Annotated in this window: 11 protein-coding genes and 2 pseudogenes; 5 read left to right on the top strand and 8 right to left on the bottom strand. The window is 61.2% G+C overall.

The window, feature by feature from the left end; genetic code table 11:
- Positions 1-39: 39 nt before the first annotated feature.
- Complete coding sequence (locus tag IQ216_RS06235; RefSeq protein ID WP_193814783.1) at positions 40-546, bottom strand: hypothetical protein; 507 nt, start codon at positions 544-546, stop codon at positions 40-42.
- A gap of 257 nt (positions 547-803) precedes the next feature.
- Here IQ216_RS06235 and IQ216_RS14175 point away from each other — a divergent pair, with 257 nt between their 5' ends.
- The 4 genes and pseudogenes from IQ216_RS14175 (at position 804) to IQ216_RS06215 (ending at position 3,626) form a co-directional block, all read left to right on the top strand.
- Complete coding sequence (locus tag IQ216_RS14175) at positions 804-1,265, top strand: helix-turn-helix domain-containing protein (RefSeq protein WP_255510584.1); 462 nt, start codon at positions 804-806, stop codon at positions 1,263-1,265.
- A 23-nt stretch (positions 1,266-1,288) separates the two neighbouring features.
- Positions 1,289-1,915 (top strand): helix-turn-helix domain-containing protein, encoded by a 627-nt coding sequence (locus tag IQ216_RS14170; RefSeq protein ID WP_370566635.1) that lies wholly within the window; start codon positions 1,289-1,291, stop codon positions 1,913-1,915.
- 42 nt (positions 1,916-1,957) lie between these two features.
- A pseudogene (locus IQ216_RS14680) lies at positions 1,958-3,099 on the top strand (ISAs1 family transposase).
- A 92-nt stretch (positions 3,100-3,191) separates the two neighbouring features.
- Positions 3,192-3,626, top strand: coding sequence for an integrase core domain-containing protein (locus IQ216_RS06215; RefSeq protein ID WP_370566634.1), 435 nt, complete (start codon positions 3,192-3,194; stop codon positions 3,624-3,626).
- Between the two features lie 57 nt (positions 3,627-3,683).
- Here the strand turns inward: IQ216_RS06215 and IQ216_RS06210 are convergent, their stop codons facing one another.
- The 5 genes and pseudogenes from IQ216_RS06210 to IQ216_RS06190 form a co-directional block, all read right to left on the bottom strand.
- The gene (locus IQ216_RS06210; protein WP_193814781.1) at positions 3,684-4,388 is read right to left on the bottom strand and encodes a glycosyltransferase; all 705 of its coding nucleotides are present in this window, start codon (positions 4,386-4,388) and stop codon (positions 3,684-3,686) included.
- A 51-nt stretch (positions 4,389-4,439) separates the two neighbouring features.
- Positions 4,440-5,234, bottom strand: a complete 795-nt coding sequence (gene kdsB / locus IQ216_RS06205) for a 3-deoxy-manno-octulosonate cytidylyltransferase (RefSeq protein WP_193814785.1) — start codon at positions 5,232-5,234, stop codon at positions 4,440-4,442.
- A 17-nt stretch (positions 5,235-5,251) separates the two neighbouring features.
- A pseudogene (locus IQ216_RS06200) lies at positions 5,252-5,712 on the bottom strand (AAA family ATPase); the annotation flags it as partial.
- A 78-nt stretch (positions 5,713-5,790) separates the two neighbouring features.
- Positions 5,791-6,567, bottom strand: coding sequence for a 3-deoxy-manno-octulosonate cytidylyltransferase (kdsB, locus tag IQ216_RS06195; RefSeq protein WP_193814780.1), 777 nt, complete (start codon positions 6,565-6,567; stop codon positions 5,791-5,793).
- Between the two features lie 245 nt (positions 6,568-6,812).
- The gene (locus tag IQ216_RS06190; RefSeq protein WP_193814779.1) at positions 6,813-7,028 is read right to left on the bottom strand and encodes a hypothetical protein; all 216 of its coding nucleotides are present in this window, start codon (positions 7,026-7,028) and stop codon (positions 6,813-6,815) included.
- 2,203 nt (positions 7,029-9,231) lie between these two features.
- Here IQ216_RS06190 and IQ216_RS06185 point away from each other — a divergent pair.
- The gene (locus IQ216_RS06185; RefSeq protein WP_193814778.1) at positions 9,232-9,399 is read left to right on the top strand and encodes a hypothetical protein; all 168 of its coding nucleotides are present in this window, start codon (positions 9,232-9,234) and stop codon (positions 9,397-9,399) included.
- 203 nt (positions 9,400-9,602) lie between these two features.
- Here IQ216_RS06185 and chrA read toward each other — a convergent pair whose 3' ends face one another.
- The gene (chrA, locus tag IQ216_RS06180) at positions 9,603-10,787 is read right to left on the bottom strand and encodes a chromate efflux transporter (protein ID WP_370566633.1); all 1,185 of its coding nucleotides are present in this window, start codon (positions 10,785-10,787) and stop codon (positions 9,603-9,605) included.
- 57 nt (positions 10,788-10,844) lie between these two features.
- On the bottom strand, positions 10,845-12,080 hold the full coding sequence (locus IQ216_RS06175; protein WP_193814777.1) for a CCA tRNA nucleotidyltransferase: 1,236 nt from the start codon (positions 12,078-12,080) through the stop codon (positions 10,845-10,847).
- Positions 12,081-12,193: the final 113 nt, after the last annotated feature.

Here is a 12,193-nt window from a genome sequence, read left to right as displayed (position 1 = left end):
TCGCGCCTCGTGCGCTTCTTGGCCGTGGTCTGCTCGTAATCACCGAATCCGAGCTGCTTGCTGCCCATGAACCCAGTCCGCGCCTGCGATTACAGGGATATTTTCGCGCGGATGGCTCGGGTTTTCCAGAGCCTCCTTAGAGCACTTTGACATAATCATTGCAGCCAGTGAATATCGGGCGGATTTCAGGTAGTTAATCAGGACTTGACTGTTGGCCGGAGTATTGTCATCTATTGCCAGGCCTGGGCAGGTAAATGTACAAAGAAGTATGCCAGCTGACTCTGCCTTCTTCTTGATCGAATTCAGCTCCAGCCGAGAGTGGTCATCTGAGAGCACGAAGATAATTGGCTGGTATTTTGGATGCCAGTATCTCTTGGTAGCCAGATGGAATTGAATTCCTTTCTTGAGATATCTGACGTCACATGCATAAACAATGACATCCTTGGAGATATCTTTGCAGTGGCCGGGGAAGTTCGTGACGGGTTCTAGGGTTGTTGAAGGCCTTGTGTGGTGGTTGTCGTAGGCACTTTGTTGAGATGGGATCACTCTTGAATCTCTGAGTCTTTCGTGAGGAAAGGCGAGATGATGGTTGATCCTTGGTCTGAGTAGCTTTTGTTGGAAATGTTACGCCGTTGATGTCAGTAGGCTCAAAGTCTATCCAGATGAACTGGCCTGCATTTGGCGTCCTCAGCCCCCCGGTTTCAGGAAAGATGTCACTCCTCTGATCCGTACACCCCGGGGGCTTGAGGTCATGACCAATGCGTCGTTACAGCGAGGCCGTCAAGGCTGATGTGAGGAGGCGAATGAGCCCGCCGCACAGGCAGAGCGTGGCCCGGATTTCCGAGGAGCTGGGCATCCACGTGATCACCCTCTACAAATGGAGGAAGACCTGGCGGTTGCAGGGAGAGGTGGTGCCGGCATCCGAGAAGGAACCAGAAGGCTGGAGCGCTGGCGACAAGTTCACGGTGGTGCTGGAGACGGCCGGGTTGAACACCACCGAGCTCAGCGCCTACTGCCGCGAGCGGGGGCTCTTCCCTGAGAAGGTGAGCCGCTGGCGACAGGCGGCTCAGGATGCCAACGCCAAGCCGGTGCTGACGATGGCCGAGCAGAAGGAGCTCGAGAAGCTCCGCGCCCAGGACCAGCGGGAGATCAAGGCCCTCAAGAAGGAGCTGCAGCGCAAGGAGAAGGCCCTGGCGGAGGCGGCGGCCTTGCTGGTGCTGCGAAAAAAGTGGGAGGCCTTCTGCTCGGAGGACGGGGAAGGCTGACCAGCTCCGCGTGCCGGCGGAAGGTGACTGAGCTGATGGGCGAGGCGAATGCAGCTGGCGCCGGCCTGGTGAGCGCCTGCGGTGAGATCGGTATCTGCCTGCGCACCCTCAAGCGCTGGCGGAAGGCCTTTCTGGGTGATGGGGACGGCGAGGATCGCCGTAAAGGCAGCCTCCGCGATGTCGCTCACCGCCTGAGCGAGGAAGAACGTCAGCGGATCCTGCTCACCTGCAACCAGCCGGAGTACGCCTCGCTGCCGCCGGGACAGATCGTGCCGGCGCTGGCTGATCAGGGGCTCTACATCGGCTCCGAGAGCAGCTTCTATCGGGTCTTGCACCAGGCAGGGCAGTGCCACCGCCGCGGGCGGGCCCGGCTGCCGCAGGAACCGCGCTCCGTGCCGCGCCTCAGGGCGGATGGCCCAAACCGGGTTTGGAGCTGGGATATCAGCTTTTTGCCCACCACGGTGCGGGGTGTGTGGCTGTATCTCTATCTGGTGGTCGATGTCTGGCGCCGCAAGGTGGTGGCCTGGGATGTGGCCGAGGTGGAGACGGCCCAGATCGCGGCGGATCTGGTGCAGCGGGCCTGCCTCAAGGAGCGCTATTGGCGGCCCAGCAGGGCTGATTCAAAGTGTGTCACAGTCGCTCTTGCCTGAGCAGCCTGCCTGGGGTTTGGTCGGTGGTATCGCCCCTTCCTTGTGCCCGAAACCGCCTCTGCCGCAACTGATCTTGATCTGATCAGCTTCCTCAAGGCGATTCCGGATGCGCGAATGCGGCGTGGGGTGCGCCTTCCGGCCTGGTACCTGCTGCTGGTGGCGGTGCTGGGCATCTTGAGCGGCTGTGAAAGCTTGCGAGATCTGGAGCGGTTTGCTCGCCGTCATCACGCCACGCTCACCAAGTCGGTTGGTCTTGAACTGCGGCGGCCCCCATCGGATTCTGCGTTCCGCTACTTCTTCCTGCAGGTGGATGTCGCGGTCTTGTGCGCGGCCATCCGTGACTGGACAATCGCCCAGATCCCTGGTGGTGCAGCGGATCTCGATCAGCTGGTGTGTGACGGCAAGACCCTGCGAGGCTCGATCGAGCCGACACTTGGTGGCGGCTCAGCGTTCATTGCCCAGGTGACGCTGTACTCGGCTGCCTTGGGTGTGGCGATCTCTCAAGCCTGCTACGCCACCGGTGAGAACCACGAGCGGGCAGTGCTCTGGCAACTGCTCGGGGAGCTGGATCTCGAAGGGGTGCTGATCCAGGCGGATGCCCTCCACACCCAGAAACCGTTTTTCAACAGCTCCAGGAGCAGGGGGCCGACTTCCTCCTGACCGTCAAGGGGAATCAGAAGACACTGCATCGCCAGATCAGGAGCCAGTTCCAGGGGAAACGCCACATCCCTGTCGAGGCAAGTGTTTTCGAGGAGGGTCATGGTCGTGCAATCACCTGGACGCTCCGCGCCAAACAGGCCCCGGAGCACATCAGAACAGAGTGGAGCGGCACCAGCTGGATCGTGGAGGTGACAGCCACCGGCACCCGCGGGGACAAGCCTTTCCATGCCACGCACCGATTCCTCACCAGCCTGCGGACCACTCCAGAAGCTCTGCTGCAACTGGTGCGAGACCGCTGGAGCATTGAGGGCTGGCACTGGATCCGCGACACCCAGCTCCATGAAGACGCCCACCGGTACCGGGGCAATGGCGCTGGAGCCATGGCCACGCTGCGAACGGCAGCGCTGAACCTGTTGCGACTGGCGGGTTTTGAGTCGATTCGTGCCGGGATGCAGGCCGTAACTCACGACATCAAAGCGCTACTGGCGATGGCGACGAGAAAGCCAGAACCAAGCTCGAGTTAAGACTTTGAAACAGCCCTGGGCGGCCCAGGGGCTTTGGCTGCCACCAGTGCCAGCAGCCGCCACTGATCCTCCACGCCGATAACGGCAATGCCATGCGCGGGGCAACGCTGGAATCACGGCTGGAGGAGATGGGAGTGCTCAGATCCTTTTCCAGGCCAAGGGTCTCAAACGACAACCCCTACTCAGAATCCCTGTTCCGAACGGTCAAGTACCGGCCCGACTACCCGAGCCGGCCATTTGCCAGCAAGGACGAGGCATGCGAGTGGGTAGCGGGGTTTGTGGACTGGTACAACCACCGGCACCGCCATAGCGGCATCAGATTCGTCACGCCCCATCAGCGTCACAGCGGAGCCGCCACGGCAATTTGCCAGCAGCGAACTGATGTCTACGAGACAGCCCGCCGGGCAAATCCAACACGCTGGAGCCGATCCACTCGCTGCTGGCGCCAACCCGAAGAAGTGTGGATCAACAAGCCACCAGAGGAGCCCGATCCGATCCTCGCGCTACCCTTAATCGAGGCCGTCTGAATGGCAGCCAAGGAATGACACCTTCCCTGACAGTCACCGATGCGGTTGCCCAATGCCTTACTCCCATAGTCGAAAAGCCTCATCCCTGGCGGCAAACCACTCCGTAGCCAGTCTGCCGCCACCAAAGCGGTACTGACGGAACCAGGGTCCCCCCAAGGTCCAGTGAACCAACGCAGGCCCACCTTGCTCGACGGGAGCATCGGCAGCTGCCTGTACATCGATCAGATGATTCCAACGATCGGCTGGCAGCGCGCCGATCTGCCCGCTTTCAAGCCATTCAAACCGATGCAATGCAAGGCCAGTGGCTGTGTTGACATATTCGGGAGTGAGTGCCTGGCAGCGTTCACAATTGAACAACATAAGCGAGCTCCAGTTTTTCTTTTCATACCGCGTCTGAATAGATCCCAGAAACTTTGTCTTCTCCGTAGGTTCGTGGACGTGCTGGACGCACATCAAGGAATACCTGTCGTCGCATAGACCCCACAGTTCGGCAATATCGCCACGGCACAGCATGTCGCAGTCCATAAAAATTGCCCAGCCTTTATAGTCCATCATGTAGGGAACAAGAAATCGGGTGAACGAAAACTCTGTGCTTTGTTTCTGGTTGCGCTCTCGATGGAAGACACCATGTAATTGCCGCATCACGATGGGGGTGATGGCAAGCGGCACGCTGCTGTGCTGGTAGAGACTATCAATTAAAACATTCATGGCCACACGCTCATGCATGTCGTATCCAACGAATACGGGAATCGTAAGGGTCATGGTTAGCTGGGAGGGCTTCAGCCATGGTATCACCCTTGTGCAGCAGCAACACTATATCTCTTGTCCTGGTCGGTAGTGAATCGCCTTTCTTCGTGCGATGGCTAAATGCTCCGATGTGTCAACAGAAAGAGATTCGCTTTCGACGGGAAAGGTGCCGATTTGGATGCCCGCTTCGAGCAGGCGAAGTTGCTCGAGCATCTCAACTTTCTCCAAAGGTGAATACGGTAGATCTAGCCATCGCTGAAGTACATCGGCCCGGTAGCCATAGATGCCGACATGGCCCCAATAGGAAGCATGTGCATGCCATTCGCTCGGCGGCACTCCACGGACGTGAGGAATCGCGGCTCGCGAGAAATATATGGCATTGCCATTTGCTGATACCAGTGTCTTGACGACATCAGGATCGTGAATCCGCTCAGCAGCCATCCGGTAAACGGGGGTCAATACATCCGGAGTTGGCTGACGGGAGCAAAACTCCATGGTCATTGAATCCACAGCACATGGATCGATAAAGGGTTGGTCTCCTTGTACATTAATGACTAACGTATCGCTGCTGACCCCATCAACCAAGGCAATCAAATGATCGACTACAGAAGCAATCCGCTCGCTGCCTGAGGCGCAATCCGCACTTGTCATGACAACGCTGCATCCCCATTCTAGCGCTAACTCCTGTAGCTCAATGCTGTCGGTGCAAAGCACTACTGCATCTGGAGTTGAGGCCTTCTGGCAGCGTTCAAGGACGTGTTGAAGCATCGGTTTTCCAGCAATGTTGGCGAGAACTTTGCGGGGTAATCGTGAGGATTCCAAGCGTGCAGGAACTGCAACAACGACCTTCATGGGAGCCAGCACGGTTTTCATTCAGCTTATTGCAGCGGATTCGCACGACCTGACCACGGCCTTTCCACCGGCTCGATCCGCGCCTGGCGCGGATCGAGGATCTTGGGGCCCATGCCCTCGAACTTCCCGGTGATTGAGATCTTCTCGCCGCTGCCGAACAGGTGGGTCACGTGCCCATCCCCGAAGGAGCTGTGGCGCAGCCGATCCCCCACCGCCCAGGTTTTGCCACCACCTGGCGGCTCTCCTGGCGATCCACCCGGGTGAGGCGATCCAGCCGCTAATCGCGGCGGATGGCGGCTCCGCCGCTGCGGGGGATGTCGCCCTGCACCAGCTCCTGGGGCCACTCCGCCAGGAACACTGACAGCACCGCCGGCTCGCGCATGCCGCCCCAGAGGCGGCGTTCCTCCTCCATCGCCGAGGGATCCTCCATGGAGCGGTAGCTGGGGAACAGGCCCTGCTCCATCCCCACCAGGAACACCACCGCGAACAGAGAATCCGCCGACAATGAAGTCGGCTAGCCAAGGGCTTGACGCGGGACAAGGGCTGGTGAGACGGCAACGGCTGATCAGGCTTTGGGGGCCAGCAGCCGGCGGGCCTGCTCCAGCTGTTCGGGGGTGTCCACCGAAAAGCAGTCCTGCTCCACCACGAAGGTGGCGATCGGCACGCCGGCCTCGATCAGCCGCAGTTGCTCCAGCTTTTCCAGCTCCTCCAATGGCGAAGGCGGCAACGCCCCCCAACCCGCCAGCACATCCGCTCGGTAGCCGTAAAGGCCCACGTGGCCCCAGTAGATGGTGCGGCTGGCCCAGAGCTCGGGCGGCAGGTCGCGCACATGGGGCATGGCACTGCGGGAGAAGGTGATGGCCCGGCCGTCAAAGGCCCGCAGCACCTTCACCACGTTGGGGTCGTGGAGTTTGGCGGCCTCAAGGGGGTACACGGGCGTCAGCACCGGCGGAGCCCCCAGGGCTTGGAAGCGCTCCACCATCGCCTCGATGATGCTGGGATCGAGGAGGGGCTGATCCCCCTGCACATTGATCACCAGGGTTTCGGCGGCGAGGCCGCCACCGGCTTCCACCAGCTCCTCCACCACCGAGGCCAGCCGCTCGCTTCCACTGTTGCAGCGCGGAGAGGTGATCAGGGCCGCAAACCCCCAGGCGGCCGCTGCCTCCCGCACCAGCTCGCTGTCGGTGCACACCACCACGTGGTCCACCCCCCGGGCATGGCTGCAGAGCTCGAGCACGTGGCGCAGCATTGGTCGGCCGGCGATGTCGGCGAGAACCTTGCCCGGCAGCCGAGAGGACTCCAGCCGGGCTGGCACGGCCACCACCACTGGGCAGGGCGTCACAGCGGCCAAGCGGGGCGATCAGCTGGGTGGATCCTAGGGGCAGGGGGTGGGGCAAAGAAGCTCTGGCGTCATCAGTTCCGCAGGCTGAATGCGCGGCGGATGATCCAAGTGCCCTCATGGACTGGTCTCAGACACCCAGGTCTTGTTGCGGTGCTTGTCGGTGCTGTGAGGTCGATCCCCGAAAACCGCCGCATCGTCGGCACCTCGATCAGGGCATCCTCCATTACTGGAACGCTGAAGCAGCATCACTGCTGAATCAGGCGGATCCGCAGCATGGTGGGCCGCGGGTACGGAGGCCTTCCGCCCTGCTTGTTCATTTTTGGGCAACAGGGCTTGATCAGCTCAATCAGTGCCTGCCAGGGAACCACCGATTTCAACTCCGCCAGGAAATTATCACGCTTGGTGTGCTTCTTGGCGATCGTCTGCTCGTAATCAGAAAAGCCGAGCTGTTTGCCGCCCATCAATCTAGTCTTGGCTTGCGATCAGTGGGCCATTCTCTCACAGATGGGCTGGATTTCAAATGTCACCCTAGTGGCACGAGTCCTGGACAAGCTCGATAGTCATGAACTTAATGCAAGCTACATAAATAGCTGGCTTCTCTTGATGAGCGATAGGTAGCCATGACCTCCTAGAGAATCACGTATGCGATCTTCGACATAGTTCTTTGTCAGCTTGTCAAAGACTGTGTGATTCTCTAATGGAAGGCTCTCCAGAGAGAGCTTTTCTTGGAATGGTACTCTCATTAAGTCGAAGACATCTTTCGATCGAATGAGCTGCTGAAAGCCAACAGCCGTCACTGTGCATTCGGATTCAAGAAACTGTAAGTATCTCGCGTGGACTGCGCTGGCAAACGCTGATAGATAGGGAGGATGTCTATCAAGCGTAACTTGATTCTGAATGTATGTTTTGATGTTTAGATGTAGCATCTGTTTGATGGCGCGCTGACGAAGACAACGCGCGTACCTGGAGGCAAGTAGTGGGATGGGATCGCGAAAGCAGGCAACGATTCTTGGTTCATGCCTGCCGAGCTCTCCAATAGCCCTAAGCAAAGTCACGAACGGGGGGGGCAGTCAAGGTAGCAACCGTCTTCGCAATTTAAGGCGCTATTGCTTTCAGCGAGGCCTTCACAGGAGATATATACTGACCCACTATAAACTTTTGAGAACCCATCCAGGTATTGAATAAGAGCTTTATAGGCTTTCTATTTGTGGGTGGCAGAGCGAATTAATGCATTGTAAGCCAGGAGCCTAATCTGCATCAGCACGTTAGAAGACTCCTGCGTCTTCAGCTGTGACATAAACTGAGCTTGCCGGTCAAGAAGAGCAAGCAAGTTTCTCCCGCCCGCCCGGCTTATCTTCATGCCCTGGCCAGGCTTCTTTGTGAACTGGCTAACACCTCTTAGGTGGCTCAGTACATGTTGCTGCAGTGTTGTCGTCGCCGTGCGGGATGTGCCGATATGCAGGTTGCGCACTTTTGCACAGGTATCTGCGCGGGCGGGTCTCGCGCCAGGCATTATAAGCTCAAGTCTAGGGATATTCCTAGCTGAGCTGTCTGGTCCTGTAATGCTTTGGAGGGTATCCCTTCAGGCACGTCCGCTGGAATGCTGGTTGCAGGTGAGGAGGATTTTCATGTCTACCCTGGTACCTGTGCGGACGGCATTCCCTAAATATTCCGTAGCCGCTCACACGGCGATCATCGATCTACCGACGACTCCCGCATTTTCGGGAGAGCCGCCACAGGTGTTGAAGTTGGCTGTGGGGATGTGTATGGAAGGGGTGCCCCGCTGCTAGGTGGGCCACCGATCAGCTGCACTCAAATTCCTGACGGGACACTTCGGAGGACCAGGGGCCACAGTTGAACCAGCGAACCATTGCCACATCCACGTCGGTGAACAGCACAAGGATACCGACGAAGAGAAGCCCCACCGCCGTGCCTGAAAGAAGTTTGCCGACTGTCAWGGRACMAGTACTCAGATCAAMTCATTATGCACCTGCAACTGATTTCCCTGCGGGCGTTGCGCCAGCACGGACACCCCGCGGCATCTTAAACGTGGTTGCCGAGACCAATCACCAGTCCTGCCAGCCCGCTCACCAGGTGTGTTTCAAAGTGTGTCACAGGCGCTCTGGCCTGAGCTGCCTGCATGGGGTTTGTTTGGTGGTCGTGACGTGGACCTAAAAACTGAACCAGTCCTTATGAGTTTACGGGATAATCGCCTGAGAGGCCGCGGTTTCCCATCCCGCGAGCCGATTATTCGCAGTATTGGGCGGATTTCGGTGATTCAGCGGCCCGGAATGCCCGATTTCAGTTGTTTCGTCTCGGTGGTGTTCACGGGAGCCTGCCAGTTGGTCACGCCTCTGGGCAACCTGCTCAGGTCACAGGGTCGATTAACTGCATGGCTAAATTGGTCTGGCTGATTCTTTCGGCATGGGATTTGGGCCACGGGAATTGTCTTTTTCCATGCCCGACTCTCCCGTCATGGCCAGCCTGACCACGCTGTTGATCTGATCACCCTGCTGCTCCAGTGGAGGAGCCGGCAGTCCACCCTGGCGAATGGCGTTGACACTCTCTTCTGCGACGGCAAGAAGCGCGCAGCTCGATCGATCAGGCGCCTGGTGCCGCAGCGCCGTTCTTTACTCAGGTAAGCCTGTATCCCCCCAACTGGGGGTGGCGATTGCCCAGACCACCTATGCCACTGACGAGAGCAGCGAGACAGCCGACCTCAAACGGCCTCTCAGCGAGATCGAGCTCAGCGACGTGCTGGTGCAGGCGGAAGCCCTGCACGGGAATCGCCCGCTTTTCTCTTCCTTGCGGAGCAGGGCGCCGACTTCCTGATTGCGATCAAGGGTTGTCGCCGCCGCCGGTCAACTTCATTGTCGGTTGACAGCGCCCGATGATTTGCTGAACCGCCGTAATCCTTTCCGATCAGCTGTTGTGAGCGCGTTGGATGGGGGAACGCGGCTGCTCAGCTGGTTTTTCTGCAAACCCTTAATGGTGCCCTTGTCTGCCCATCGGTCGTTCTGTCCAGCGCCCAAGGCCTAGATCCCGAGCGGTAACGCCCTGGCAAGCAGGCACCAGACCACCACCAGCAACGGGGAGACGCGCCAGATGGCTAGCAGTCCGAAGGCAATCAGGGCAATCGCCACATCCCCTGGTCCCTTGATGCCAGACACCAGAACCGGTTGATACAGGGCGGCCCCCAGCAGGCCCACCACGGCTGCATTGATGCCGGCGATGGCATGGGCCAGCGTGGCACTGTGCGACACGGCATGCCAGAAGGGAAGCAGGCCTGCGGCGAGTAGAAAGCCTGGCAGGAACATGAACACCAGGGCCACGGCAGCCGTCCCACTGGGACTGCTGCCCACCCCCATCACAGCCCCCAGATAGGCCGACAAGGCAAACATGGGTCCAGGCATGGCCTGGGCCGCCCCGTAGCCGGCCAGGAATTGCTCAGGTGTCACCCAGCCGGTGGCGACAACCGAGTCTTCAAGCAAGGGCACTACCACGTGGCCGCCGCTAAACACCAGGGCTCCAGCCTGATAAAAAGCGTTTGCCACGGCAGGCAACCCGTCACCGGCCATGGCCAGCAGCGGCAGGCCGGAGAGCAGCGCGGCAAAGGCCAGGATGAGCCATCCACCGGTTTGAGTCCCGTACGGCACGGGAATGGCGACGCCGTCACCGCTGCCGCCTCCATCCCGATTGCCCCTGCCGCTGCGCAGGAATGTTCCTGCCAGAGCCGCCAATCCGACGACGATGATCTGAGCCCAGGCTGCACCTACGAGAAGCAGACTGGCTGCGGCGAGGATGGCAATGGTGCGTGTGGCCGTATCGGGGCATAGCTTCCGCCACATGCCCAGTACCGCATCGGCCACGACCGCACAGGCCACCAATTTGAGGCCGTGAATTGCTGTTGCTAACCCAACCAGCAGCAGGGCTGACGGCAAGGTGAAGCCCAGAAAGGCGGCGAGAGCTCCGCACCAGCCTGCGCGCAGCAGGCCCAGACAGAAACCCAGTTGGCTGCTGGCTGGGCCTGGCAGAAACTGACAGATCGCCAGCAGTTGGCCGAACTGGTCCTCAGCCAGCCATCGCCGCCGCTCGACGAGCTCCGCCCTGAAATAGCCCAGATGGGCAACAGGCCCGCCGAAGGAGGTGAGGCCAAGCCTGAGGAACACCCAGAACACCTCGGTTGCGGTTCGGGGATGGCGACCGCTGAATGAATCCACGGGGGGCAGTGGCTTGTCTCCCCAGGATTCCACCGATCTCCCACTATTGATCTTCCACTACAGCCTCTCCTGCTCCAGCCGCTCCTGCCGCAGCTGCCGCAGCCGCTCCCCCAGCTCAGGCCCCGGCGCCTGCCCCTCGGCGATCAGTTCCCTGGCCCCCAGCGGCGACCGGAGGCCCCGCCAGCGCAGCCACCAGCGCAGCAGCGGCCGACGAGCGCCGATGCCCGTGACCAACGCCAGCGCCACGGCCTCGGGGGCGATCCCGGGGGTCTCCAGCACGGCACACCAGGACGCCACAGAGCGCGGCGCAGCCTCGCTGCCCAGCGCCGCCAGGGCGGCCCGCAACTCCAGCCACTGGGCCAGCAGGCGGTGCTGGCGGTGGGGCAGCTGCAGGCGCTCCGCCAGGGCGAGGGGATCGGCGGCCCCGGCCACCAGGGCCACCATCAGCGGCAGGCTGGCCCGCTGGGCCCAGCGCAGGCGGCGGTGCCAGTGGTGATCGGCCTGCAGCTGGGCATCCAGCAGGGCCAGACCACCCCAGTCCTGCAGCAGCGCCAGGGCCCGGGGCCAGGGTTCCCGCCGCAGCAGCAGCTCCAGCTCCATGCGCAGCCGGGTGCCCAGGGCCGCTGGCGCCTGTCCAGGGCGTTCGCCGGACTGCCAGGCCCAGGGCCAGGCCGCCAGGGTGCGACGGGCCTGCTCCTGGCTGCCGGCCTCCAGCTGGAACCCCAGCCGGGCCCCATAGCGGGCGCCGCGCACCAGCCGGCTGGGGTCATCCCGCAGGCTGTGGGGGTGCAGCAGCCGCAGCTGCCGCCGCTGCAGGTCGGCCTGGCCGCCATGGGGGTCGAGCAGCTCGCCGCTGGCCAGGTCGAGGGCGATGGCGTTGATCGTGAAATCCCGGCGGGCCAGGTCGTCGGCGAGCAGGCCCGGCACCACCTTGGGGTTCTCGCCCGGCTGCGGGTAGGTCTCGCGGCGGGCGGTGGCCACATCCAGCAGCACCGTCTGCCCGTCGAGGTTCAGTTCCAGCTCCACCGTTCCGAAGGCCCCGTGCTCCTGGGCCCCCCGCAGCGCCCCTGGCGGCAGGGCCGCCTCCAGCCGCCGCACCAGGGCGCTTGCAGCCCCATCCGCCACCAGATCCAGGTCAGGCACGCCGCGCCAGGGGTCGTTGTGCACCCGGTGCAGCAGCAGGTCACGCACGGCGCCCCCCACCAGGGCCAGCCGCTGCTCTGCTGCCGCCCCGTCCCTCGCCACGGCGGCCAGGGCGGCCGAGAGCACCGCAGGAATGCCGGGAACGTCCAAGGCCTCGGCTCAGAGCGGCTCGATCGGCGCCAGGCGCGGATCGAGGATCTTGGGGCCCATGCCCTCGAACTTCACGGCGATTGAGATCTTCTCGCCGCTGCCGAACAGGTGGG

It is taken from the genome of Cyanobium sp. LEGE 06143 (genome assembly GCF_015207535.1).
Lineage (GTDB): Bacteria > Cyanobacteriota > Cyanobacteriia > PCC-6307 > Cyanobiaceae > NIES-981.
The sequence above is the reverse complement of the archived record's forward strand: the minus strand, read 5'-3'. Positions and strand labels throughout refer to the sequence as shown.

What these genes read in the sequence shown, in the direction of transcription:
- IQ216_RS06190 (WP_193814779.1), bottom strand. Translation starts at nt 7,028, where the DNA reads ATGGGCGGCAAACAGCTCGGCTTTTCTGATTACGAGCAGACGATCGCC.
- IQ216_RS06210 (WP_193814781.1), bottom strand. Translation starts at nt 4,388, where the DNA reads ATGACCCTTACGATTCCCGTATTCGTTGGATACGACATGCATGAGCGT.
- IQ216_RS14175 (WP_255510584.1), top strand. Translation starts at nt 804, where the DNA reads ATGAGCCCGCCGCACAGGCAGAGCGTGGCCCGGATTTCCGAGGAGCTG.
- IQ216_RS06215 (WP_370566634.1), top strand. Translation starts at nt 3,192, where the DNA reads ATGCGCGGGGCAACGCTGGAATCACGGCTGGAGGAGATGGGAGTGCTC.